At 39.8% G+C, this 25,713-nt stretch carries 17 protein-coding genes; 12 read left to right on the forward strand and 5 right to left on the reverse strand.

The window, feature by feature from the left end; translation table 11 throughout:
• Positions 1 to 308: 308 nt before the first annotated feature.
• The 3 genes from HWV02_RS09170 to HWV02_RS09180 are packed head-to-tail and all read right to left on the reverse strand — an operon-like array spanning position 309 to position 5,316.
• Positions 309 to 2,162: a sugar phosphorylase gene (locus HWV02_RS09170; protein ID WP_255550632.1), complete on the reverse strand. Its 1,854-nt coding sequence runs from the start codon at positions 2,160 to 2,162 to the stop codon at positions 309 to 311.
• Between the two features lie 38 nt (positions 2,163 to 2,200).
• Positions 2,201 to 3,424 carry a glycosyl transferase gene (locus HWV02_RS09175; protein ID WP_211679383.1) on the reverse strand — a complete coding sequence of 408 codons (1,224 nt, stop codon included), beginning with the start codon at positions 3,422 to 3,424 and terminating at the stop codon, positions 2,201 to 2,203.
• Positions 3,425 to 3,477: 53 nt separating this feature from the next.
• Positions 3,478 to 5,316: an HAD-IIB family hydrolase gene (locus HWV02_RS09180; protein ID WP_255550633.1), complete on the reverse strand. Its 1,839-nt coding sequence runs from the start codon at positions 5,314 to 5,316 to the stop codon at positions 3,478 to 3,480.
• 242 nt (positions 5,317 to 5,558) lie between these two features.
• Between HWV02_RS09180 and HWV02_RS09185 the strand changes: the two genes are divergently transcribed.
• The 4 genes from HWV02_RS09185 to HWV02_RS09200 all read left to right on the forward strand — a co-directional run bounded on the left by HWV02_RS09185 (position 5,559) and on the right by HWV02_RS09200 (position 10,206).
• Positions 5,559 to 6,563, forward strand: a complete 1,005-nt coding sequence (locus HWV02_RS09185; protein WP_211675041.1) for a rhodanese-related sulfurtransferase — start codon at positions 5,559 to 5,561, stop codon at positions 6,561 to 6,563.
• 221 nt (positions 6,564 to 6,784) lie between these two features.
• On the forward strand, positions 6,785 to 7,504 hold the full coding sequence (locus tag HWV02_RS09190) for a DUF4184 family protein (protein WP_211679385.1): 720 nt from the start codon (positions 6,785 to 6,787) through the stop codon (positions 7,502 to 7,504).
• Between the two features lie 279 nt (positions 7,505 to 7,783).
• Complete coding sequence (locus HWV02_RS09195; protein WP_249185492.1) at positions 7,784 to 8,293, forward strand: hypothetical protein; 510 nt, start codon at positions 7,784 to 7,786, stop codon at positions 8,291 to 8,293.
• Positions 8,293 to 10,206, forward strand: a complete 1,914-nt coding sequence (locus HWV02_RS09200) for a bifunctional diguanylate cyclase/phosphodiesterase (protein WP_211690298.1) — start codon at positions 8,293 to 8,295, stop codon at positions 10,204 to 10,206. Before HWV02_RS09195 ends, HWV02_RS09200 begins: the two co-directional genes overlap by 1 nt.
• 186 nt (positions 10,207 to 10,392) lie before the next feature.
• Here the strand turns inward: HWV02_RS09200 and HWV02_RS09205 are convergent, their stop codons facing one another.
• Complete coding sequence (locus HWV02_RS09205) at positions 10,393 to 12,294, reverse strand: hypothetical protein (protein WP_211690299.1); 1,902 nt, start codon at positions 12,292 to 12,294, stop codon at positions 10,393 to 10,395.
• Between the two features lie 503 nt (positions 12,295 to 12,797).
• Here HWV02_RS09205 and HWV02_RS09210 point away from each other — a divergent pair.
• Positions 12,798 to 13,046: a hypothetical protein gene (locus HWV02_RS09210; RefSeq protein WP_211690300.1), complete on the forward strand. Its 249-nt coding sequence runs from the start codon at positions 12,798 to 12,800 to the stop codon at positions 13,044 to 13,046.
• Between the two features lie 141 nt (positions 13,047 to 13,187).
• On the opposite strand, the gene HWV02_RS09215 is transcribed toward HWV02_RS09210, so the two are convergent.
• Complete coding sequence (locus tag HWV02_RS09215) at positions 13,188 to 13,931, reverse strand: sulfite exporter TauE/SafE family protein (RefSeq protein ID WP_211690301.1); 744 nt, start codon at positions 13,929 to 13,931, stop codon at positions 13,188 to 13,190.
• A gap of 302 nt (positions 13,932 to 14,233) precedes the next feature.
• On the opposite strand from HWV02_RS09215, the gene HWV02_RS09220 reads away from it, so the two are divergent.
• The 7 genes from HWV02_RS09220 (at position 14,234) to HWV02_RS09250 (ending at position 25,712) form a co-directional block, all read left to right on the forward strand.
• On the forward strand, positions 14,234 to 14,440 hold the full coding sequence (locus HWV02_RS09220; protein ID WP_211679390.1) for a DUF3565 domain-containing protein: 207 nt from the start codon (positions 14,234 to 14,236) through the stop codon (positions 14,438 to 14,440).
• Positions 14,441 to 15,053: 613 nt separating this feature from the next.
• Positions 15,054 to 15,845, forward strand: coding sequence for a hypothetical protein (locus HWV02_RS09225; protein ID WP_211690302.1), 792 nt, complete (start codon positions 15,054 to 15,056; stop codon positions 15,843 to 15,845).
• A 10-nt stretch (positions 15,846 to 15,855) separates the two neighbouring features.
• Entirely contained in the window at positions 15,856 to 17,508 is a 1,653-nt protein-coding gene (locus HWV02_RS09230; protein WP_211690303.1) for a GH3 auxin-responsive promoter family protein, read from the forward strand.
• A 62-nt stretch (positions 17,509 to 17,570) separates the two neighbouring features.
• Positions 17,571 to 18,671, forward strand: a complete 1,101-nt coding sequence (locus HWV02_RS09235) for a hypothetical protein (protein WP_211679393.1) — start codon at positions 17,571 to 17,573, stop codon at positions 18,669 to 18,671.
• 123 nt (positions 18,672 to 18,794) lie between these two features.
• Positions 18,795 to 21,155 (forward strand): efflux RND transporter periplasmic adaptor subunit, encoded by a 2,361-nt coding sequence (locus HWV02_RS09240; protein WP_211690304.1) that lies wholly within the window; start codon positions 18,795 to 18,797, stop codon positions 21,153 to 21,155.
• Positions 21,152 to 24,367, forward strand: a complete 3,216-nt coding sequence (locus HWV02_RS09245) for an efflux RND transporter permease subunit (protein ID WP_255550634.1) — start codon at positions 21,152 to 21,154, stop codon at positions 24,365 to 24,367. The genes HWV02_RS09240 and HWV02_RS09245 overlap by 4 nt, the downstream gene beginning before the upstream one ends.
• An 88-nt stretch (positions 24,368 to 24,455) precedes the next feature.
• Positions 24,456 to 25,712: a peptide synthetase gene (locus HWV02_RS09250; protein WP_211690305.1), complete on the forward strand. Its 1,257-nt coding sequence runs from the start codon at positions 24,456 to 24,458 to the stop codon at positions 25,710 to 25,712.
• Position 25,713: the final 1 nt, after the last annotated feature.

Raw genomic sequence — 25,713 nt, forward strand, 5'->3', positions numbered from 1 at the left:
GTGAAAATGTTCAAATAAAGTTTCTATTCGGTTGAAAAATCATCAATCGAAACGTTTTTTAACTAGTGTAAATACTTAAAAAATAGTTTGGTTTCAATCGGAGGTTACATTTGAAGGTGTAAATGAAAGTATTTGTGATAGTGGTTAATTTGACGTTAAAAGTTGTGAGGTTAACTGTTTTGTTATTATTATGCTTTCGATGAGGTGTTAGTGACTTATAAAACCCTTACTATGCTTTAGTTATTTACATAAATGTTATCAATAATAGGGCTACTGTAAGGTAACCCTAGCGTTAAATTATGTTCACTTTATCGGTTACTCAACCATAATGTCTGGTAGGGTTCGAGTGTTAATATTTGGCTAATATTCTTGATAGTATCGCCGGTAATTAAATCATACCAAAAATCGCTGCTGATTAAGTTCACATTGGCTAGCGGTAATGTAAGTTGCGTATTCGAAATATTACTGATGCAAAATATGCTTTGGCTACGGTCTATGCTTTGTCGCCAAAAGCCAAAAATTTGATCGCCTAACTGTAAGGTGAATTGAGTGGCATTTGGGTGAAATGCGGGTTGCGCAGTTCTTAATGTGATCAGGTAATTAATATCATGTAATGAACGAGCATGTTGGCTTTCGGGATCATCAAGTTGTTCCGTGAGTGAATCAAGTGCCCAGCGATGTCGGTTGATAGAACGATTATGACTGGTGTGTTCGAGCTTTTTATAATCATTACTCGTGCCTAGTAAACTGTGAATGTAGATCCCGGGGATACCTTCCAGTGCGAACATGATCGTATGAGCACAGATGAAACGCCTATGCCCCCATTCGTCTTTACCTGCTGTTGTTCCTTTTAATGCATCGTATAAGGTGATATTTAACTCATAAGGCTTACGCACTTCTTCGGACTTCGAATTCGCGGTATGTTTAGTATCTGTTGTCACTGTTCGCCAAGATATTTTCCCACCAAATTCTTGCATCGTAGTGACTAACTGATTTATCTCTTGATCTGACAATAGACCTTCTGTTGGTCGTAAGCCTATACCATCGTGCGATGCGATAAAGTTAAAATAAGCAGTGCCATTTTGTGCTGGTGGCATGCTCATCATCCATTGTTTCAAGTATTGGCAATTACCGGTGATCAAGGTATTAACCAATAAGGGTGGTAGGGCGAAATTGTAAATACAATGTGCTTCGTTGCCATTACCAAAATAGGTGAGGTTTTCTTTGTTGGGTATATTGGTTTCAGTAATTATCACCGCGTCTGGACGTGCATGTTCGATTAAGGTTCGGAGTAAACGCACAATTTCGTGAGTTTCGGGCAAGTTAATGCAAGGTGTGCCTGCTTTCTTCCACAAGAAGGCGATCGCATCGAGGCGGAATATCTTCACGCCATTATCTAAGTATTGACGGATAATGGACACGAAATTGATGAGTACCTTGGGGTTGGTAAAATCCAGATCAACTTGGTCATGGCTAAAAGTACACCATACTTGCTGTTCGCCAGAGGCGGTTTGTGTGCTTCTGAATAAGGGCGATGTACGTGGTCTAACGACGGCTTCTATATCGTGACGCTCGGTATTGCTATCGCCATTAGTCGAGAGTGTCGCGTTTGAAAGCGAATAGGTTGAGTCTGTATAAAAATAATCATAGCCAGTACCTTCGCCACGGATGAAATTGTCAAACCATTTACTGCGGCTAGAGCAGTGATTGATGACTAAGTCAGACATAAGATGATGGCTTTGTGCTATCTGTTTTATATCATCCCAATCACCTAGTGCATCGTTTACACTGGCATAGTCAATAACCGAGAAACCATCGTCACTGCTATACGGAAAAAATGGCAGAATATGCACACTGTTAATCGTATTTGCGCAGTAACTGTGTAGAAAATGATGTAATGTCTGCAGGGGTTTTTCATCCTGATTGAAGATACTGTCACCGTAAGTTATCAAAATGGTATCTTTTTGAGACCAATGATTGATTTGTGGTGTTGGCGTATGAAACTGGTCGGTTAGCCGCATTGTGCTGATCAATTCTGCAGCCAGCACTTCGATTGATACGGATAAATTAATATCCGCATAAATTGTACTGATCTGTTGTTCTACTCGCTGTTGTAGCTGCTGTTGTTGTCGTAGCTGTAAGTCGCCGTTTGGATTTAACATTGTCACCATCCATGTTCTAATTTTGATACAACTTATAGTTAAGAGATGAACTCTGCTCTATCTAATTCAACGGCTTCCTTGAGGCGTTCTAATACGTCAGGCATTGCCGATATTACGCGGTTCCAGCTAGGCATAAATGGTTTTTCCATTGGATTTTCGAGGAAGTTTTGCCCTGCGATCATGATGTTCTGCGCAAACATTTCAACCGCTTCTTCTTCTGAGTGAATATCGAGAGTTAAGCCATTCATCACCGCGTCGTTATAATAAGTTTCAACAAAATCTAAGGCGATACGGTAATAGGTTGCTTTGATAGTGCGGAAATTTTCATTGGTGAAGGTATGACCTTGGGTCGCTAACTTACGGAAGAATGCCTTGGTAATATCAATAGACATTTTTGACAAACCGCCATCTTTATTATCCAATGATAGATCTTGATGTTTGTGATCGTATACATCAGCAATATCAGCTTGGCATAATCGATTATGAGAATAATTACGGTGCATCTCTGACAATACCCCGATCTCTAATCCCCAGTCACTTGGGATGCGAATATCGTTAAGTACGTCTTTACGGAATGAAAACTCACCAGCGAGCGGATAACGGAAACTATCCATGTATTCAAGGTAATCGTTATGGCCGACAACGCGTTTAAGCGAACGTAATAATGGCGTTATTAATAGCCGAGAAACACGACCATTAATCTTACCGTCAGCAACGCGAGCGTAAAAACCTTTACAAAACTCATAGTTAAATTGTGGGTTAGCTACGGGATAAATCAAACGTGCTAGTAGTGATCTGTCGTACGTTAGAATGTCGCAATCATGTAACGCCACTGATTCTGATTTTCCCGATGCAAGTGTGTAACCCATGCAGTACCAGACATTACGGCCTTTGCCTAATTCTTTGGGCGCTAAGCCCAGTGTTGCGAGTTCAGCATCAAGTGCTTGCAGGCGAGGGCCATCATTCCACAAAATACGGTGATGTTGTGGCAATGCGCCGAAGAATTTTAACGCGTGTTTATATTGTTCTTCATTCGCGCGGTCTAAGCCGATCACAATTTCGTTTAAATACGGCACATCTTGTAAATGATTAATAATATTAGGCAGTGCTTTCCCTTCCAACTCTGAGAATAGTGATGGGAGAATTAACGACATAGGACGCAGTTTTGAAAATTCAGTGAGTTCTGCTTCCATTGCTTCTAATGGACGCTGGTTTAGGTTATGCAGTGTTGTAATTACACCATTTTGATAAAAATCAGCCATGATAAACCTTCCTTAAATATTTGAATCGAAGAATTGAATTGATGTTTCAAAATTCAAACTGTTGTTAGTTCAAACTCAGGTAATACCTTCGGTAATAGTTTGGGTGGCCGCTCAGGTAATAGCTTGGGTAATAATTTTGCTAGCACTTCAGCCCAGCCTGTTGGCCCTGTATTTTTACTCGTGATTAAGCGCTGTTTACGTTTTAATTTTGGTGGGGTATGCACTGGAGATAAAATGATTGCGGCATATTGCGCAGCTTCTAACATGGCAATATCATTGTTACCGTCACCGAGTGCAATAGAGTAAGGTATTTGCTGTGGGTTAAATAATTTAAATTGATTCATTAACCAATTCATTGCTTTGCCTTTGTTACAATCGCCACAAACATGCAGGAAACGTCCGCCTTCTAAAATTGTCGCGCCTTGTTTCTTTAAATGTTGGATGAACATTTGTTTCTGAGCTGCATTACCTTTCCAGAGTACGGGTTCGCCATATTTTCTTTGACTTGCAAGCGCTGCGCTTGCCTCATCCAATCCTGTCGCATCAACAATGTCGCTAAGTGTCATGGTATTCATACCGGTAAACAACGCGGTTAATTCGACAGGCACAGTCGGTAGTAGTGATAACCAATGGTCACGTGAATGTACGAGAGATTTAACCCAGTAACCATCTTGTTGTATTGTACCGATAGGTTGGTGGCTAAAGTAGTTAACTGGGATGTAAATAGCTGCACCATTTTCAACAATAAAAGGCCCATTCAAATCTAACTGTTTTCTAAGTTCGAGTAATTCGGCATAAGTTTTACTGGTATTTGGAATAACGGGTATTGTCGCGCGCTTTAATTTGGCGAGCGTACTTAATGCGGGCTTAAAACTGTAGTTGTTATGATCGAGCAAAGTACCATCAAGATCTGTAAAAATGGCAGGGTAATGATTAAGCTGCATTGACTGAGGACTGTATGAATGCACTATGTTGCGGCTACTGTCCATTTCAAAAACCCAATTGCATAATGCGGGTAATGTCGTTAATCCATGCTCGGTGAGCCGTTCGAAATAAGCTGTAAACAGTTTTATCTCAGATTTGTTCATGACCCGGTCAAGTGGGGAATTGAGTGTCAGTGCTTGCTGCTTTAATTTTAACTCTTGCTCAAGTCGCCACTGGTAAACGGTATTGAAACTCGGCGCTTTAAGCATGACTAACATATCAAGTCGTTCATAAAGCGCAGCGTAGTGATGTTTGATTTGGTTGTTCACATAGCGACGCCAAACACCGTATTTGTCTTTCGCCGCTTCAAGGTTGTTGACAGGTTCTAATAGTGCCTCATCTGTTTGTGCTTGTACGCCTAAGCACCAACCTTCAAGAATAATGACATCGACAGCGCCATGAATTACTGGCCACTCTGATTCAGGGTACGGGTTATCGGTAGTTTTATTAAACCGAGGCAGAGCAACTGGTGTTGATTTATTGTTAGCAGATCGCAACTTATCTAAGGTACTGTGCGCGAGTGATAAATTATGTGTTCCTGGCACTCCCCGAGTTTGTAATAAGTGATGCTCATGCTCAGATAAGTTTTTACGTTGCTGGTGGCTATAATAAAAATCATCGAGAGAGAGAACCGCGACATTCATTTTATAGACACTGGTTAAATAGGTCGCGAGATAATCGGCGAGTGTTGATTTACCTGAGCCTTGGCAACCATTAATACCAATTAAAACAGGTGCTTGTTTTTTATTTATGCGGTCAATATCTGTTGCTGCACTGTTTATTGCACTATGCTGGTGCGCTCTGATTGCCGATATTAGCCCTGTGTACCATTTTGCAGCGTCGGTTAAATAAGCGGTTTCTAGCTTATTACGCTCAATAAATGCGGTTAGTTGCGGGTTTGTTATCATAATAGCCATCCTTGAATGAGCGAATCTTATAATAAGTTAATCAATAACTGTGCCACATATTGATTAATTTAATAAAAAATACCTCTAAGGTGTAAGGTAGAGTTTTTCAATAAGGGATGTCAGGTGATATTTATTGATCTACATCAATTTTTCTGGTCGCTATAGGGTATTTCTGTTAACATCGCCGCCTTAATCTACAGCTCTGGATTTACGTTCTAGTTAGCTCAATGGGGAATAACCAAATGTCAGCACCAATTACTACAAAAAATACCGCTCAAATTACAGTTTGTGCATTATATAAATTCGTACGTTTAGAGAATTTCGAAGCGTTACGCGCGCCTTTATTAGCAAAAATGGAAAGCCAAGATGTTCGCGGTACGCTGTTATTAGCGGCCGAGGGTATTAACGGTACAATTGCTGGGCCACAAGCAGGTATTGATGCTGTATTAAGCTTTTTATCTCAAGACCCAAGTCTGGGCGAAATCTCTTTCAAAGAATCTTATAACGATGAGAATCCGTTCTTACGTACTAAGGTTAAGCTGAAAAAAGAAATCGTAACCATGGGTGTTGAAGGTATTGATCCTAACCAAGTTGTTGGTACATATGTAAAACCGAAAGATTGGAATGCACTTATTTCTGATCCTGAAGTGATTTTGATTGATACACGTAACGACTATGAAATTGAGATCGGTACATTCCAAAACGCTGTAAACCCGAATACTGCGACTTTCCGTGAATTCCCTGAGTATGTGAAAAACAACTTGGACAAAGAAAAACACAAGAAAGTAGCGATGTATTGTACAGGTGGTATCCGTTGTGAAAAATCGACAGCTTATTTAAAAGAGCAAGGTTTTGACGAAGTTTACCACTTAGATGGCGGTATTCTTAAGTATCTTGAAGAAGTGCCAAAAGAAGAAACGATGTGGGAAGGTGAGTGCTTTGTATTCGACGGCCGTGTTTCTGTAAACCACGACTTAGAACAAGGTGAATGTGACCAATGCTTCGCTTGTCGTTACCCGTTAACACAAGATGAACTGCAAAGTGAGCATTACGTGAAAGGTCTTAGCTGTCACCGTTGTCATGATCAAGTGACAGATGAACAGCGTAGCCGTTTTGCTGAGCGTGAACGTCAAATGGAACTCGCTGAAAAACGTGGTGAGTCACATATTGGTGGTGAAATTAAACACATCATTGATGAACGTCGCGTAGAAAAAGCAAAGAAAAAAGCTGAGCAAAACGCGAAGTAATATTTGGGTTATAAATACTTAAATAAGCAATAAACACTTAGAATAAAAACCGCTGGTTAGGTTACTTGGAATGGTAACTTACTCGCGGTTTTTTATTATCTGCAGTTTGAGGTTATTATTTGTAATTAATCGTGTATTTGGTACTGTTTATGATAATGAAATTAAACTGGAACTCACGTTATACGTCATTCCGAATAACAACCTGTTAGGTGGATAAAACGATGCCATACACATTATCACACGCAGTAGTCGCACTACCTGTATCAGTCATTGCGCGGGGAAAGGTTCCGCTTGCTGCAATGGTTGTTGGAAGCATGTCACCAGACTTCCCATATCTTTTCGCTCTTAGTCCAACAGAAGCGCCTGGGCATTCAGAGCTCGGGGTGCTTATTTATTGTCTTCTTCCGTCACTTTTAATGTTACTTGTTTGGTATCGGTGGATCGAGGGGCCAACTCTTGAGCTGTTTCGGTTGCCGCGAAGGGATTGGTCATTCGGAAAGTCTTCGTATCTTTTAGTCGTGTTTGGGGTATTGCTCGGTGCATACAGTCATGTGCTGTGGGATGCGACGAGTCATTTTGACGGTTCGTTAGTTGTGAACAGTGAGTTCTGGAACAGAAAAATATTTTCGTTGCCCATGTACAAGTTGAACCAATACGGCGGGGGTATATTTGGACTCGCGGCTTTGTTTGTGTGGTACGTGTTTGCGGTCAGTCAGAATCGCCAAGAAAAATATCAGGGTCGGTTACTCGCAGGTGTGCTTATGTATTCTATAAGCATTGCTTTTTTTGTCTTATTGGCAAATATTGTGCATGGTTCGACGGTTATTATTGAGTACGCAGTTCGTTCTGCCATTGGGGTGATTGTGGGAGGTATTTGTGGAATGTGTATGTACGCATTTATGGTACATTTACAGGCCGATAAAAAATCTTATAACGAATGAATTACACTCTTTTTTCGTCAAGTCGCGCTGGCTTGGAACCGAGCGCTCTACGGCTAATTCAAACTTGCCCTTATTCACAGTTTAGTGTTTTAGATTTGCCTTACTTTTTCTTGTATGAAAAAATGTTACCTGTTTTTCATACACTAGCGGAACACTCTTAATATCAAGGATAAATGGATGTTAACTCTATCATTTAGTCCATGAAAGTGTATTTCGCTATATCATTGGTATGATTTTTCTCACTTTTATTTGAAATTGAAGTAGTCAGGAATCAACAGCATGCAGATAAAAATTGTGACGGTATTTTTGTTAATTGGACTACTAGGATTTCCGGTGATAAGCATGGCCACTGATTTACCTAATCCAGAAGGCGCCGTTATTCTTACTATTAGTGGTAATATCAGAAATACAAATGCTAATCGTGAGGCTCTTTTTGATCGTCAGATGCTGGAAAAACTTCCACAAACTAAGATCACTACTTATACACCTTGGACAGAAGGGTTACATGTTTATGAAGGTGTGTTACTAAATGATCTTCTAGAACAAGTGGGGGCTTCGGGCCATAAGTTAGTCGGGAAAGCTTTGAACGATTACCATGCTGAAATTGATCTGGAAGCACTCAAGGACTACCCAATAATTCTAGCAATAAGAACTGACGGGGCTCTTATGCGTGTGCGTGATAAGGGACCAATCTGGATTATCTACCCTCTATCTGATTATTCTGAGCTCGATATTACCAAACGCTATGAAGAGATGATTTGGCAGCTTAGCAGCTTGGAAGTGTATTGATGAAGAGGATTAAACTTTTTGTCCTTATTTTTGTTGTACTTATGTTTGCTGTTAGTTCTGTCATCAGCACTCAACGTTATACCCAGGTTACTGACATTCTAACTCATTCGATGAAAACTGTCGGCTGGACAGCTTCTGAGTTGGAACTAGAAATGCTCAAATTCATGCAAGCATTAAGAAGAACAGCCTTAAATGATATGAGTGCTGAAGACTTACATTTACGTTTCGAACTGCTCTGGAGCAGGGTTGGGGTGTTATCGGTAGGAGAGGAAACCCGCGATTTTCGCAGTCAGCCCGGTGCAATTGAACTGCTGAGAAATATCAAACAGCGCTTAGTTGAAATAGAATCAGAGGTACTAAACCTCAAAATGGGTAATCAAAATGCGATAAGGATAGTGCAAGAGCTTAAGCCTTTACAAACACGAGTGAGAGAATTTAACGTAAATAGTTTCTCCGGGGATAGAGCTTGGGCCGGTCTAAAATATGTTCATAGTCTTCATAATGACGCCAACATTTTTTTGCTCGGTCTATTGCTGAGCGGTTGCATTCTAGTATTGCTGCTAATTCGTGAGAGTGCTGTTAATCGTAAGCAAGCATTACATGACAGCTTGACAGGCCTTGCAAACCGCCACTTTTTTCAGCGTGACCTGAAAAAAACTATTACTCATGCTCAACGTAATAATTCACGTGCGGCTGTTCACATGATCGATATGAATGGATTCAAGGAGGTAAATGATCGACTAGGGCATGCTGTTGGAGATGCGCTGCTTCAGGAGATCTCTTCACGTTTAGCACAGAGTGTTTGCTCGTCAGATGTTGTCGCGCGGTTGGGGGGGGATGAGTTCGGTATTATTCAAAAGCATATTACAAGTTCTGATGAATGCGTTCGGTTGGCGCAGCATATTCACGAACAGATTAATTGTGAGATAAATATCCACGGTTACCGAGTATATCCGAATGTTAGCATAGGTATCAGTGTTTTTCCTGATGATGCAGAGCATCCTGATAAGCTATTGAATAACGCTGATACGGCCATGTATTTTTCCAAAAAAGATGCTGATGTGTGCTATCGATTGTTTGAGCAACAAATGAATGATAGTGTTTTACGTTATAGGGTATTAGCAGAAAGTTTACAGGTCGCACTACTCCACGATCAGCTTCAGTTAGTCTACCAACCTATAGTTTGCCTCAAGACGAAAAAAATTGTTTTGGTTGAAGCTTTATTGAGATGGCATCATGAGCAATATGGTTATATTTCACCGCCCGAGGTCGTTTCTATCGCGGAAAAGGCTGGCTTAGCAGAGAAATTAAATGAGTGGGTATTACTAAAAGCATGTTCACAAAATATGCTCTGGAGAAAGGCGTGTCTACCATGGATTCAAGTTTCTGTGAATATATCTCCTGCGATGTATACGCGATATGATCTTGTGGCTATAGTCAGTCGTACGTTATCCGCCACTGGCTTGCCTGCAGACCAGTTGGTAATCGAAATAACTGAAGACACCACAATGCAAGATATTGAAAGCTCACCTGGAATACTACATAAGTTACGTCATCTGGGAGTTGAGTTAGCACTGGATGACTTTGGTACTGGTTATTCTTCTCTTAGTCACCTTAAAAATATGCCATTTCAGAAACTAAAAATTGATAAAGTCTTTATCCAAGAATTAAGTAATCTTCCTAAAGATATGAGCTTTATTCGAACTATTATCAATTTGGCTCATGGGCTGGGTATGAAGGTGGTAGCTGAAGGTATCGAACTTATTGAAAATTATGAGGATCTTTATCTAGAAGGTTGTGAGTATGGACAAGGCTACCTGTTCTATAAGCCCGTGCCAAGCAATGAAATTGAAGATATTTTACAAGAAAATTTGAGTCCTATATATTTTAGTTCACAGGATATTAACACATAGCTTAGTGCCGATTGTTATTCGCGTATGTGGAAAACCCGATAATAAAATATATGTGGGTTGTAATCTCTTAGCCCAACTCAGTAGCTAATAGCTACCGAGTTGCCTCATGTTTAAGAGATACGAATATAGTGTTGTAAGCCGTTTTAAGTCTGCGTTAGAGGAGACTTGTATTGGTACTACTCGCGTTTAACAACTTAGGCATGAACCTGGTCCCCATCCTTGACCTGACATTGCGTCCTCTATGGCTTGTTGCTCTAGCGCGAGTCTTTCAGCTTCTCTCTGCTGTAAAACTTGTTCTATAGAAATCGCTGGTAACGGCGCAATGTAACCGATAGGCGTCATGTTTTGATAAAAATAATCAGGGAGCGCGTTATAGAGGTCAAACTTTTCACTTAAACATGCCTGTTGCTGTGACTCATTGAGTGGGCTCATTGGACAACCTAGTTCATCCCCACGAGGTCGATAAAATTTACGCTCTGGTAATTCCTGCACAAAATAAAAACGATTGTTTTTAATAACCCCCCCATATTGTTTTTCAAATATTTGTGGAGACAGCTGGATAGAAGCTATGTCACCGCGTGTAGCTGGATTGGTACTGGAAATATACATGACCATTTGGTCTAAATTAAATGGCGCAAGTGTCGAATATTTCAATGTAATTTCTTCCCGATTACTGACTTTTCTACTCATCAGAGTTTGGTTAGTTGGCTTATGATAAATAGATATTTCATAATCATACTGATCTTGTGCTCCATAGGTCGTCGAAGCAGTGATTGAGAATTTACCTGTTTGAAAAGACGGACTGTAAACACACTTATCTTCCAGCAACATATAGAATGGCTGAGGTGGTGCCCATTCATCAGAAGCACAACCATATCGCTGTGTTTCGCCTAAGATTATATTGGGTATTTTAGTTAATATGACATTTGCTGCAATGTTCACCGCGAAGATTTTATTGTGAGAACCTGCATTAAATTGATTAGATGCAAGTCCATTCAAAACCGCACCTGAGGATAGCATAGACTCGATTTGTCCCGTTGCGGTTAACCACCTAAAAGTAGTATGTAATATTCGCAGAAAATTTGGAGACACTGATCTGTGTTTAAACTGATGTGCTACATCATCAAGAATAAGATCTTGTTCGGTTTTATCTAAGGAACTAAAGTTATTAAGGTCAACCATAAAAAGCGATTCGTTTTCATGAAAGAACACTTTAAAATAGAGAATGAACTGAGCAACATTACGGGTGTAATAGTGTGGAAAAGCAACTCTATGATGTTCCAGTTCTATAATTTCAGGTACTTGATAGGCGATATACTCTAGCGCATCAACCTCTTTATACCACTTTTGCTCCGTGCTACTGCTGTAGTACTCAACAATAAAAGTTGTGGTGCACTGTTCACATAACTGACGCCCAGTTTGTTTATTTACAATATCTTTAAATATGTCTCCCATTAGGCTTAGTAGTGCCGTGCGTCCAACCCCTTTTTCGGCATGATGCTTTAACAACGCTATTAATAGTGTTTTATAGGATTGAGTGATGGGGTTAGCTAAATCTAATGATTCATCAAATTCACTGACATACAGAATACTGGGATTGTTAGCCTGATATAGCTGCAATAGAAGGGGGTATGAGCCTGGATAGTTTAATGGCGTTGTTTGACCATTACGGGCTAATGTTGTTTTTATAATTGCTTGGCGCATTAATTCAATACGTTGTTGAGCAAACGCAACAGGTATTCTTAACGGAGTAAAAACGCCATTACCTTGCGCTAACTGAGTATATGAATCCTGCAAAAATAAGAACATTTGTTGGTATAACGGAGATCCCAATTGGTTCGCTTTTATCTCGGCTGTCGTCCGTAGTGAATATAATGCATGTTCACATTGGCCCTCATCCGTAAGGCATTCAGTCGCGACTTGCAGTTGTGTCTGAATTAACTTATCAGAATCTTCTGCAGAAAGAGTCGCATGATATTGACCTAAGTCACTACTCAATATGTACTGTCGCAAATTAGACGAAAGAGGATTAGCTTGTACGTGGCAAGAAGTCATTAATACAAAAAATAAATTTAAAAAATTCTTCATGTTATATATTTTATACTCGATATTTTAAGATACTTAGGCGTATCTATATTTAGAGCCGTCTGGCTATATTATTTTCAATATTAATTACGTAGTTAAATACACTTTTAACTTACTAATTTATAATGGAAAAATCATTTATGTGTTTTCATGCACAAGCTAGCATAAATGATAATTTAATTATGTAGTTTTGTTTGGTTGTTTTTTGAACGAAGTTGAATTTAAGTATTTTGTATTGGTTTTATTTCTTTTAAATGTTTTAACGCATATTTAATAAATAAAACAAACCGAAATGTTGGGTTTTAATTGTCAATATATATTTTATATTTAATTTAACGATTATTAATGTGAGTAATTATTCTACTTTATTTACTTTTTCTTGTGAGGAACGAATATACCGACTAGCTTTCAACTTAGGTTGTCGTGCTTCAAGTTATTTTTGTAGCATTTGAAACACTAATCTATATTTACTGTGTCACCCATAGGATCCTCAAGGAATCGGTCTAATGAAAACCATATCTGTATTATTCGCAATATCTCTAACCATGCCCGTACTCGCGTTGGCAGTCGATTTTAATAAACTGACAGAGTCTGTAGACAAAGAAAAAGCCTCCGATTCGGTCGACAAAGAAAAATTGAAGTCATCAGTTGACGGTACTAACGTTGATTACAAAAAAGCCTATGAGTCGCTTGATAAGGAAAAAGCTTCTGATGCTATTGATATGGAAAAAGCAAAGGAAGCACTAACAGAGTAATGTTCTTAAACTGATCACTGGTGAGTTTACTCATTTCGAATAATTCTGAATTATTCTTAGTTTTGTTGGTCGATACAATATTCGCACATAATTTAGGGTATTGATTTGAAATACAAAAGGTTATATCTAAAACGTATCTTGTTATCTAAACAATAAACTAGAGCCGATAACCATTAGCATACAAAAAGCTATTCTACGCATAATGTCTAAACTGATCGGTGGTGGATAATGTTTAGCAAGCCAGCTAACACCGAGCACGATAGGAATACATACAGCGGAAAAAAGTAACATATCTAATGTGAGTTCACCTCGTAGCCCAACCATAGCTAGACGGCTAATTGAACTAACAAAAAATATACTTAGCAGGTATAAACGAATGAGATTAAGCGTAAAAGGTTGGCGATAGAAAATATAGACGAGTGGTGGACCACCCATACTAAACATGCCGTTTAAAATACCCGATGCAGTACCTGCACAGAAAAACGTGGGTTCTTTAGAGTGCTTACGGTCTTTATGTGGCGATTTTAAGATCATACTGATCCCTGCACCGATAATCGCAATGCCCAGTATCGTTTGTAATACCTCATTAAAAGAACTGCTGAGATATTCCAGTAATGTTAAACCTATAAACATGCCAGGTAACATGCCTGCTACAGTAATAATGACTATTCGTTTATTCAATTGCCCGAAACAGCCTTTAAGTATGAATATACTATTCATTAGCGTGACGCTACTAATTACAACGGATGTAAAAGCGATAGGCACTAGGTTAAAAGTTGTGACAGTCCCCATTACGATCATGCCTAAGGCAAAACCTGCGATACTCTGTACGTAGGTAGCCACAGCAATAATCGCCATAAAAGGCAATAAAGTTTCAACAAGCATTATGTATTTATATCCTAGGGAATTGATACGATTACGCGGCATTTACCCATTAAAACTAGCGTTAATGCGCTGTTATGTGTAATTACTTAACATTTTCGAAAGTAGGGTGTTATTGTACTGATAATGTAGCTATTACTCAATCATTCTACGTCGATAGCGTGTTATTCAATGTAAAATAGGGGGGAATTAATGTGAACCTTAAATATGTTTTTATCCTTTTTTAGTATACTCAATTTATGAGTAAGATCGGTATTGTTATTACTTGTCGATGTAGTACTCGTCGAGTCAGTATGGAGAGTAAAATGAAGCAGCCAATAGTTGGTTATCACAAAGATGAAGAAGATGATTGGGTTGCCGAGCTGGTCTGCGATCATTTCCAGCATGTTCGTCACAACCCACCTTGGTTTTGTCGACCTTGGGTGGTTACACTAGAGGGGCGAAAATCAATGCTAGGCTTTGAACTTAACTGTAAAAAATGTGATGAAGGAGCCCCTCGTGATAAGGGCTAAACCTTAAGTAATGGAGTCTGTAATGAAATTGATGCTTCATTCGATGTTTGTTGGAATTGCCAATCTGAGAATGATGAACAAATGAACGCCTAGTCTTAGTGATTAAAATCGTTCCTCGGTATACTCCTATGGTATAGCTTAAATAATTAATAGTCGTTGGATATGCTCTTTCGTTACAACGACTTAAATTGTTTTAATGCCAGAATTTAAAGCACGAGTAGATACTCATACTAATGGTTTAAAAGTTAGATCGTTTATTCTATCCATATCAATATTTTCCTGTGATATCGGTCACTCTTCCACAGATATAATGGTCGGAACTACAATTTTAAAATCGTCTAAGTTGAAATATTGTTTTTATATAATTTGTTCGTTTGAAACTTAATGTTTATTTTACTTTTTATTTTAACGTTATTATCCAGTTTTCTTGTATTTAGTTATTAATTTATGGCTGTTTTACTTACTTCAAGCGGTTATATTTTAGTGATACATTAATTTTACTTTCAGATTAATCCGATGAACTGATTTTCTGAAACGCAGCAAGCTAAGGATAGCTTGAGATTGGATGAGTGCACGCTTTACTCTCACACATTTGCCAAGGATTGGATCACAAATGGACACTACAAAAAAGAAAATATTTGCAAATTACATCACGTTAGATCGTCTCTCTATACAGCAAGTTAAGGATATGCATAATCTGTTTATTCAGTATTATCATAACGCTGACTTTTCAACATTTCTTGATGACTTATCTGAAAAAGATGGCTTGATATTAATTCGAGAAAATAAATCTAAGCGTATTGTTGGTTTTAGTACGCTTAAAAAACTACGTTTCAAACTCAAAGGGAAAGAAGTTAAAGGTATCTTTAGTGGTGATACGATCATTGAACGTAAATACTGGGGCTCGAATAAGGCGATGATCTGTTTTGTTAAAGTCTTATTAAAAGAAAAGTTAAAAGATCCATTAACACCTCTGTTCTGGTTGCTCATCTCTAAAGGCTATAAGACCTATTTATTATTAGCCAATAACTTTCCTAAACATTATCCACACCATCAAGGTCAGTTTGGTGAATTATCATCAGTTGTAGAGCAATACTGCCAGCACCTTTACCCGAGTTATTACGATGAACAGCAGCAAATTCTAGACTTTGGTGGCGATTATCAAAAGCTGCGCGGTGAAGTAGCAGAGATCACTGCTGAAATGAAGATCAGCGTACCTAAAATCGAATTCTTTGAAGACCGGAACCCCAAATGGCGAGAGGGTAAAGAATTACCTTGTGTTGGGGAAATTAGCGTATCAATGTTTACATTCTTTGCGCAAAAAGCATTACGTAAAAGGTTACAAAATAATAATATCAATTGGGATTTTGGCCTGATTAGTTTAACTCGACGTTTAGTTAAATAGGGAGCATGTTATGACGTTATTAAATGGCATCACCCGTAAAATGGCACATAAATTTACCCATAAATCGGCGCAGAGCGTGAGTGCTCGTGGTTACAAGCAATTTTGTAAAGCGTTAGCATACCCACAAGCGGTACAGCGTGAAAAATTAAATTCATTACTTAAAGTGATTGCCCCCAGTGTATCGGGTAAAAAATATAATTTATCAAGTTCGCTATTTTATGAAGAGTTTATTCGTCAGGTCCCTATCACTGAGTATGATGATTGGGCTCCGCAAATAGACAAAGCGAGAGCGGGCAGCCGTTATGAATTGAGTATGGAAGCAAATGAACGTTTTCAACCAACAAGTGGTTCAACATCAAAAATTAAATGGATACCTTATACTCAGTCATTTTTGAATGAACTTGATGCTGCTATTTCACCTTGGATGATGGATATGTATAAACATAATCCAGGGATGTTAAAGGGTACTCATTACTGGTCATTATCTTGGGTTCCAACCGAATTACGACGTACTATGTCTGGTGCCGTTAATGATGATTTGAAGTTATTGCCTTGGTGGAAACGAATCTTTATGGGATTGACAAGTGCAGTGCCAGAAGGTGTTTCCTTAGCAGACTCATCGGAAGATTCTCAGTTTGCCACCTTGTGTTATTTGCTTGCAGATAAGTCACTCTCGTTTTTGTCGGTGTGGAGTCCGACTTTTGCACTGACATTGTTTGATAATATTATTAAACATAAATTGGAGCTTGTTTCTGTGCTTGCAACAGGAAAGTGGGGGGAACGAAAGCCCGCATTACCGGGTTTAAGATGTCCTAAATCGCATCGAGTGGCTGAGATTTTATTACAATGGAAAGGGGGGATTTCAGCTGAGTTATTACAACTTATTTGGCCCAAACTCTCGCTGGTTAGTGCATGGGATACATCGTCATCTGCTACGTGGGCAAATACACTCCAGTGTTTACTGCCGCAGGCTGACTTCCAAGGAAAAGGTTTATGGGCAACAGAAGGTGTGGTGACGATTCCTTTCCAAAATCAGTATCCATTAGCTATATGTAGTCATTTTTACGAATTTATTGATCTTGAAACGGAAGAAGTACTACCTGCTTGGAAACTAAAACAAGATCAACTGGTGCGTCCTATATTAACGACTGGCAGTGGCTTGCTGCGCTATGCAATGAAGGACAAATTACGTGTGAGTGGCTTTCTGCAAGATTGCCCTTGTTTTGAATTTTTAGGCCGCTTAGATGGTATTGATCTTGTCGGTGAAAAGATGAGTCCTGAGATCGCGCTAGGCGTGATGAAAATGGCAGAGCAAGACCAAGACTTAACCGCGATAACTGTTTTTGCTGTCCCGGCTAACACGTCAAATAATAAACCATTTTACCTGTTACTTTGTGAACCGAATGCCGATATTTCTGAACTGGAAATTAAGCAGGTTGCAGCGAATGTAGAAACCGAGTTAAACACTTGCTTTCACTACCAATTGGCCAGAGACCTTGGTCAGTTGGATACTTTGAAAATATGTTGTAGCCAGAATGCCCGTGAGCTTTATTACTCACGCTGTGAAGCGCGTGGCATGGTTGTTGGCAATATCAAAATAGAGCCTTTAATACTTTGGGATATTGAAATGCCAGATGTATTTTTAGAGGCAATTGCGGCGTAACCATGCTGTCGTGTGGCGCAATCGTAGCGCATGAAACTTCATAAGCTGTAGAGGTAAGGTAAATGGCAAGTCGATTTTATACAAGGCCAGCTCAAGAAAATGATTCTGATGAATTGATTGATTTAATTGCAGCTACGCCACAATCTGGTGCAATTACAATCAATTTTGAACGTACGCCTGATTTTTTTATGGCCACCAAAATAGTGACTCAAACACCGGATGTATGGGTCGCAGTGGAGCGTGAAAGCGAGCGTGTTGCGGCTATTTTTAGTATTGGTCGCCGTGATGTTTATGTGAATGGTGAGCGTCAGAATGTACGCTATGGTAATGATTTACGTATTCATCCTGATTTTAAAAGTGGGCGCACTTTATTCAATCTTCTTAAATGCTATCGTAAAGTGATGGGCAAAGATTGGATGCAAACGGTAATTTTGAGCGATAACGAAGCATCATTAAATTCGATGGGAAGTGGGCGAAGTATTACCCCTACATATTATGACTTTGGTGAGATGACAACACATATGCTGTATTTAACAAAATCTCGCCCAAGTACAGGGCATAAGTTTCATATTCGTAACGCGCATCATAACGACATTGAACTGATGCAAACGTTTTTTGAGCAACAAGCTAAGACAAAGCAGTTTTATCCTCATTATGATTTTATTAAATTATTACACGGTGATGAATATTATCGAGGATTGGTGATCAGTAACTATTATTTGATGTTTGAAGATAATAAGTTAGTGGCGATGGCAGGCATTTGGGATCAGAGCAGCTTTAAACAGACCCGTTTTGTTGCTTATAGTAAATTAATGTCTGTGGCGCGTTTATTTAATAACCTTTATTCCAAGTTATTTGGCGGCATGCTGTTACCTAAAGCAGGGGGGAAATTGAGTTATGTTTCATTACACAGTTTGCTTGTTGTTAATGATGATGAACAGCTTTTTTCAGTGTTATTACAGCATATTTACAATGCCTGTTTAGCTCAAAATTATCAGGCGTTAGTCTGCGGTTTACCTGCGCTCGATAGACGTCAGCAAATTCTTGAGCAGTATCGCTCTAAGAGACTACAAAGCAAGCATTTTATTGCCAGTTATCATGATGATCCTCGTGGCGAGTTTGATACTCAATATCCGCTGTATTTAGAACCCGCAAGACTGTAAATACGGCGGTATTGAATGAACCGTATTTAAGGCTCTAATTTCAGATTAATTATTTGAATGAGAGAAGAGGGACAGTTTCGATTTAATCGAGGCATTCAGTTTGGTTAACAAGGAAGCTAACCGATGAGTAGTAGCCAAAAGAAAGACTATATAGCTATGTGGTTTCAAGCGCGTAAAGCATTTGGGATCGGTGACCGAATGAATGTTGGGTTACTAAAAAAAAATACGGATGAAATTAATTGGTTTGAATTTTCACACAGTGAAATGGATGGGCTAGGTGGATTAACCACTATTTTACGTGAGCATGATTACCCGTGTGAAAACCTACCAAAAACAGCAGACAAAATTGCGCCATCGCATTGGCAGCAAATCAAAATGCTTTTTGCTGGTGGCAAATCTAAAGCCCCAAAAATGATTCGTTGGAAAACGACTTATCCAGATTACGCCGCAACAAATTTTTCTGATACTGAAAACCGTACTCAATACAGTAATGATGCGCCTATCGTTAATGCTTATTTTACTGAATCCGAAACGATTGAAATTAAGAAGTTAGCAAGGAAGCATCGAGTTGCACTGAATATTTATCTATTCTGGGCGTTAAACAGAGCAGTTGCAGAGAAACTGCTTGCCTCTCAGCAAGATTATTATTGGTTATATCCCGTGAATCTACGTGGTGCACTACCCAATATATCAGAAACGGGAAACTGCTCTTCTGGGATTAATGTATTGCTAAATAACACCATTACGGCTCGTGATATTCAGCGGCAAGTGAAGCAACAAATCAAAGCGAAAAGTCATTGGCAACTTTGGTGGCAAGCACATATTGGTAAAATAATTGGTGAGAATGGTGTACGCCGTATTTATCAATATGTCAGTGAGCGCCAATTCTATGCGGGTTCGTTCAGTTTTTTAGGTAATTGGCCACTTAAAGACGATAATAACCCACCCATTAATCAAGATGATATGTGGGTTTGCTGTGGTATCGGTACTAAGAATTACCCTGTCTCCACAGGTATATTATTGTGGCATGAACAATTGTCGCTAGGACTTAAATTACACCCTTATGTTGCAAAAGATATTCAAACAACGCAAGCGACGATGCAGTGTTGGAAACAACATTTGTTACAAGGTGACTTACTGACGCCGAAAGAAACGGCCGCGGCTATGATTGTCGGAGAGGCTAACACTGACGCAAAAGAAAAAAACAAATTTAAGCAAGTGCTATTATCTAAAATCCAGCAAGCTAAAAGGCTATTAATGCCATATTGGCAACAGGGGCAGGCGCTATTTTCCCGTCATAAAAAAGTATCCATTCCGCTTTCTATTATTGTGCTTACCTTTATCTGTATAGCGTTGCTATCAGCCATTAGACCGCAAAGCCAAGTCAGTCCTGAGATTAATCGTTTTCCCTCTGTGCGTTATATGAACGTAACGTTTGATGATGCCGTTATTCCTATTTTTAGTCGCGGGATCGTTACTGCAAAAACACAAATAAACCTTAATTCTGAAGTGACTGCAAGAGTTAAATCTGTTGCAGATAATTTCACCGCAGGTGGCTATTTTAATGCCGGAGATGTACTGCTATCGATGGATGATGAAGCCTATAAACTCGAAGTAATTAAAAAGCAGCAAGCTGTTGATGGTGCATTATTACACTTAGCTGAAAGTAAAGCTAAAGCGCATGTTGCACGACGAGGCGTGTCGAGTAAAGCGACCAGTTTCGCCCGTCACATCCCTCAAATTAATGATGCAAAAAGTCGGGTTAAAGCGGCAGAAGCTGATTTACGTTTAGCCAATTTAAAGCTAGATCATACCGTGATTAAAGCCCCATTTTCTGGTCGAGTTAAAGCGGTGAGTGTTGGGCGCGGTCAGTTAGTCAATTCGGGCGAAGTAATCGGTGAAATCTTCTCGTTAGATAAAATGCATGTGCGTTTGCCTGTCGCCGACAAGTACTTAACGCTGATGGATTTACCACAGCAAATAAATGCGTTTGTTTATGATTCAAATACGCTTGTATCCGTTGCAAGTCCAAGAGTGACACTTTCTGTTAGCGTCAATAACAAACGTTATCAATGGCAAGGAACAATCACGGGAACTGAGGGGGGACTTGCTGAGAACCGATTGCAGTATGTGGTTGCAGAAGTGCTTAACGATCCTGAGCAACCGTTATATTTACAACCAGGTCGTTTTGTTAAAGCTGAAATCTCAGGACGTGAATTTGAGAACATAGTGATCATCCCTCGCTTGGCATTACGTAACGATAATAAAGTGTGGTTGTTAGATGAACAGCAACGCTTGCAGATTGTGAAGGTCGGTGTATTACATCAAGGTAAACACCAAGTTTATATCAATGTTGGTCTAGATAAGGGCGATAAGCTGATATTAACTCCACTTGATGTTGCGGTTAATGGTATGAAGTTAAACGTGATCCGCTTAGATACAGGGTTACAAAATGTGATTGTGCAGCATGAGGTACGCTCATGAAAGTAATGATCGCTTGGTTTGCGCATAATAGGGTTGCAGCAAACCTGATCATGATGGTGATTGTCGCACTCGGTTGTTTAGCGTTACCAGAAACACGTAAAGAGTTAATTCCTGGTGTGTCGCTAGAGCGAATTGCGATCTCGACCTTGTATCCTGGTGCTGGTCCTCGTGATGTTGAAACCATGGTTTGTACGCGTATTGAAGCGGTCGTTTTTGATATTGAAGGTACACTCGATCTCACCTCATTCGCTAGTTCAGGCTCGTGTTATACCACCATTGATATTGCTGACGGTTATAGCACCAAGGCTGTATTAGATGAAGTCAAATCAAGGATTGAAAGTATCAACTCATTTCCGGATGAAGTTGAAAAGCCAGTCGTCAGCGAATTGATTGAGCGTTATCGCGTTGCCAAATTGATTATCGCTGGCGCAGGTGATGAATGGGCGTTAAAACGTTTAGCTGAAAATATCCGGTTAGACTTGTTAGAAGAACCTGTTATTTCGGTTATTGAACTGCAAAATGTCAGACCATACGAAATCAGTATTGCATTATCTGAAGACAGTTTGGCGCAATATAATTTAAAGTTTGCAGATGTCGTTAATATACTCAAAGCGACAGCGCTTGATTTACCCGGTGGGAGTCTCGCGACAGAGCAGGGCGATATACTGATCCAAACTTTAGGTCTGATTGAAAGTGCGGATGATTTTGCCAGTATTATTCTGCAAGCGGATGAAGATGGTGGACGAGTTTTACTGAGTGATATTGCGACGATCACCGATGGGTTTCGTGATGAAGGAACAATGGCACAACTCGACGGTAAACGGGCTGTGTCTTTAGACGTATACCGTGTTGGTGAGCAAAATATTCTTGATGTTGCTGATGCGATAAATAAGTACGTACAAGCACCTGCGACGTATCTGCCCGAGGGGGTCAGTTTGTATGTCTGGCAAGATGATTCTAAGTTATTTATGAGTCGTATCGACTTATTGGTTAACAATGTATTTAGCGGGTTATGTTTGCTGTTTGCTATTTTATTATTGTTTTTAAATTGGCGTTTATCCTTTTGGGTTAGCCTGGGTATTCCTATTTCATTTATGGGTGCTTTTTGGTTATTACCGGTATTTGATGCTTCGATTAATATTATTTCGTTATTTGCATTTTTATTGGTGCTTGGGATTGTTGTTGATGATGCCATTGTTGTGGGAGAAAGTATTTATACTGAGCAAGCAGCAGGTAATAAGGGGGTTGAGGGCGCTATTGAGGGGGCACATAAAGTCGCTAAGCCAATCATATTTGCCATTATAACAAGTGTTATCGCCTTTATGCCGTTGCTGTTTTTACCTGGACCTGAGGGTAAGCTCATGCAAGTTATTCCTGTTGTTGTGATCACGACATTATTGTTTTCATTGTTTGAATCATTGTTTATCTTACCCGCTCATTTAAGTCATCAACCTGTCGAGCGCGATGCTAATGAAAAGCCAAATATGACCAAGGTAACGAATCTGAATACCGCCAATAAAAAATCATTAATCAGGAAAATAAAAGCAATTGGTGGAATATTGGAAGGGATTCAAACCCAATTTTCAGCCGCGTTAGAAATTTTTGTGATACGCCGATATAAGCCTTTTCTTGATCATGTGCTGGTGTGGCGTTGGAGCTATATTTTAGGGTTTATAGGCTTGTTTTTTATCTCTTTAACCTTACTTTCTAGTGGCTGGTTACGAACGGTCTTATTTTCGGCCATTGAAGGGGATGTTGCGTATGCCAATGTCACTTTTGCAGAAGGCAGTAACCCTGATAAAACCAAGCATGCGATATTAAAGATTGAGCAGGAAGCATTACTACTGCAACAAGAGTTGACCGATGAAAACGGGGCTTCTGCGATTGCGCATGTGTATTCTGTCGTTGCGCCAATCAGTAAATATTCACGTGAAGCACAAGCGGCTGCCGATGATCATATTGGCAGAGTGTATCTGGAGTTATCAGTATCGAATGATCGTGTGATGTCTGGTCATGATATTATTCGTCGCTGGCGAGAAGATGTTGGCGAAATTGAAGACAGTATCGAATTAAGTTTTGTGTCGGATCTAACCCCGCCAAGTGCAGATATTAATATTGAGCTGTCGAGCCGTAACTTAGATGATTTAGCGCTGCAAGCAGAAAACTTAAAGCAAGTGTTAGCTCGGTTTGAAGGTGTCTACGATATTCAAGATTCTCAGCAGCGCAGTTCAAGACAGGTTCAACTCGCGCTAAAGCCTGTGGCGCGTGATATGGGATTAACATTGAGTGCGCTTGGCCAGCAAGTTCAGCAGGCTTACCTTGGTGTTGAAGTGCAAAGCATGCCGCGTGGTGAGGATGAAGTAAAAGTGCAGGTGAGTTATCCAAAAGAGGCAACCAGCTCATTATGGCATTTGGAAAATATGTATATTCAACTACCTAATGGTGAAGGGGTTCCTCTCTTTACGATTGCAGATGTGAGTTATAAATCGGCTGATAATAACATTAAACGTTATGAGCGAAATCGGGTTATTTCAGTTTCGGCATTTGTTGATACAGGGAAGAACAGGACGAAGGCCGTTATCGCTGATTTAGAAGCTGGCTTTTTACAGCAATTAACAGAGACTACCGCCGTTAAGTGGTCAAAGGCTGGCAAGCAAAAAAGTATTGTGGAGTTTGTGGATATATTAACAAGCAGTTATTTGCTTGCATTGATTGCGATGTACTTAGTGATGGCTATTTTGTTTAGCTCTTACACGCAGCCATTCTTGGTCATGTTCGCTATCCCGTTTGGCCTTGTTGGTTCGTTATTAGGGCATTTATTGTTAGGGGTTGATGTCACTTTGTGGTCTTTTATTGGCATGGTTGCCGTGAGTGGGATCGTGGTCAATGATAATTTAGTCTTGATTGACTATATCAACGAAAAACGCAGTCAAGGTGAAGACTTAGAAACCGCGATTACCAGTGCGGGCATTCGCCGTTTTCGCCCCATTATTCTTACATCGTTAACCACCTTTATTGGCTTAGTGCCGATCATGAGTGAAACTAGCTTACAGGCACAGTTTTTAATTCCGATGGCTATATCGCTCGCGTTTGGTGTGTTGTTTGCCACGTTGGTGAGTTTGTTATTAGTGCCTGCCGTGTATTTATTAATTCAAGATGTAGTGAACGCTGTCACGACACTAGTTTTTAAAAAACAAAGTGCTGAAGCCTAAGTGTTTGATGACCATCAAGACATGGCTAGCCATAATAACCGCGCGACAGATAGCGCAGCATAACCGTCGAACAGTTCAAGGAGGAACGATGACGTTTAAACGTAAACTTTCACCAACAGAGCGTTTTTATATTAGTTGTGATGATTTTAATGCCGAAGAAACCGCAACTTGTGTTGCCAATCAAATGGTACTCGAAGGCCACGGTAATATTGATATATCCGCGTGGCAACAAGCGGTCACCCAGGCTTCAGCTGTATTACAAGGAACGCGGTTTAAACTCGCGGGGAAGCTTGGTTTTAGCTATTGGGCTGATGCAGGTCAAACGACAGAGCTTGAAGTTATTCGAGGGCTAAGTTGGGATGGCATGAGCGATAAATTAGCGCCATTTTTAAATCGACCTCTCGATGTAAAAACCAGTACGGGTTGTGAAGTATTGCTGGTACTTGGTGAGAAAAGTGATAAGCACCATATTATTTTTAGAACGCATCATGCGGTAATGGATGGACGAGGTACAAAAACATTTGCTGATGAAGTATTACGTGCCCTGCGTCAGCAGCCGTTACAAGGAGATAATAGTTTTGTACGCGATATTGATTTGGCTAAATCAGTCACGTCGATAAAAAGTGACAAAATTAACGATACCGTTTCAGCCCCAACGGGAGTTCCCGCTGGGCAAGACTTTGGTTCCTCTTGGCAACGCAGAACTCTGCCAGGTAGTTATAAGAAAATATTAGCTAACGCGGGTATTAGTATTGCTAAGTTAGCAAATCTTTATTCTGACTCGACAGTACGTATTCAACTCCCTGTTGATTTACGTATGCATGACACCGATATTATCTCAACGGGTAATTTGACTGGTGGACTACTAATGCAAGTATCCCCAGAAACAACTACAGCTGATTGGGCTAAGCAAATTAAATTAAAACTTGCGGATAATGAACATGCAAGAATGCCTCGCTTTACCGGTGTGCCTGCACTCAATGTATTAAATTGGGTGCCATTGGCATGGTTAAAAAAATGCAATGACAAATTAGCGCTTAAACGACAAGAAACAGGACAATATCGTACTTCCGCCATTATTTCTAATTTGGGTTTCCTTAAGGTTGATGAGTACAGTGCTGCTGGTTTTAATTGTTCGAGTGTTTTTTTTATTCCACCTTATTTTAATACAACCGCGCTATTTTTAGCGTTAGCGGGTAATAAAGAGGGGGTTGAAGTTATTTTGCGTATACCACATCAACTAAGCAGTAATGGCCGTTCTGAGCATGCGTTATCACAAATATGTCATGGTATTTGTTATGGGCATGAACATGGTTTATACCGGGGGGCATCCGGTGGTTTTTAGA

Source organism: Moritella sp. 28 (genome assembly GCF_018219435.1).
Lineage (GTDB): Bacteria > Pseudomonadota > Gammaproteobacteria > Enterobacterales > Moritellaceae > Moritella.

What these genes read in the sequence shown, in the direction of transcription:
- HWV02_RS09170 (WP_255550632.1), bottom strand. Translation starts at nt 2,162, where the DNA reads ATGTTAAATCCAAACGGCGACTTACAGCTACGACAACAACAGCAGCTA.
- HWV02_RS09175 (WP_211679383.1), bottom strand. Translation starts at nt 3,424, where the DNA reads ATGGCTGATTTTTATCAAAATGGTGTAATTACAACACTGCATAACCTA.
- HWV02_RS09180 (WP_255550633.1), bottom strand. Translation starts at nt 5,316, where the DNA reads ATGATAACAAACCCGCAACTAACCGCATTTATTGAGCGTAATAAGCTA.
- HWV02_RS09185 (WP_211675041.1), top strand. Translation starts at nt 5,559, where the DNA reads ATGTCAGCACCAATTACTACAAAAAATACCGCTCAAATTACAGTTTGT.
- HWV02_RS09190 (WP_211679385.1), top strand. Translation starts at nt 6,785, where the DNA reads ATGCCATACACATTATCACACGCAGTAGTCGCACTACCTGTATCAGTC.
- HWV02_RS09195 (WP_249185492.1), top strand. Translation starts at nt 7,784, where the DNA reads ATGCAGATAAAAATTGTGACGGTATTTTTGTTAATTGGACTACTAGGA.
- HWV02_RS09200 (WP_211690298.1), top strand. Translation starts at nt 8,293, where the DNA reads ATGAAGAGGATTAAACTTTTTGTCCTTATTTTTGTTGTACTTATGTTT.
- HWV02_RS09205 (WP_211690299.1), bottom strand. Translation starts at nt 12,294, where the DNA reads ATGAAGAATTTTTTAAATTTATTTTTTGTATTAATGACTTCTTGCCAC.
- HWV02_RS09210 (WP_211690300.1), top strand. Translation starts at nt 12,798, where the DNA reads ATGAAAACCATATCTGTATTATTCGCAATATCTCTAACCATGCCCGTA.
- HWV02_RS09215 (WP_211690301.1), bottom strand. Translation starts at nt 13,931, where the DNA reads ATGCTTGTTGAAACTTTATTGCCTTTTATGGCGATTATTGCTGTGGCT.
- HWV02_RS09220 (WP_211679390.1), top strand. Translation starts at nt 14,234, where the DNA reads ATGAAGCAGCCAATAGTTGGTTATCACAAAGATGAAGAAGATGATTGG.
- HWV02_RS09225 (WP_211690302.1), top strand. Translation starts at nt 15,054, where the DNA reads ATGGACACTACAAAAAAGAAAATATTTGCAAATTACATCACGTTAGAT.
- HWV02_RS09230 (WP_211690303.1), top strand. Translation starts at nt 15,856, where the DNA reads ATGACGTTATTAAATGGCATCACCCGTAAAATGGCACATAAATTTACC.
- HWV02_RS09235 (WP_211679393.1), top strand. Translation starts at nt 17,571, where the DNA reads ATGGCAAGTCGATTTTATACAAGGCCAGCTCAAGAAAATGATTCTGAT.
- HWV02_RS09240 (WP_211690304.1), top strand. Translation starts at nt 18,795, where the DNA reads ATGAGTAGTAGCCAAAAGAAAGACTATATAGCTATGTGGTTTCAAGCG.
- HWV02_RS09245 (WP_255550634.1), top strand. Translation starts at nt 21,152, where the DNA reads ATGAAAGTAATGATCGCTTGGTTTGCGCATAATAGGGTTGCAGCAAAC.
- HWV02_RS09250 (WP_211690305.1), top strand. Translation starts at nt 24,456, where the DNA reads ATGACGTTTAAACGTAAACTTTCACCAACAGAGCGTTTTTATATTAGT.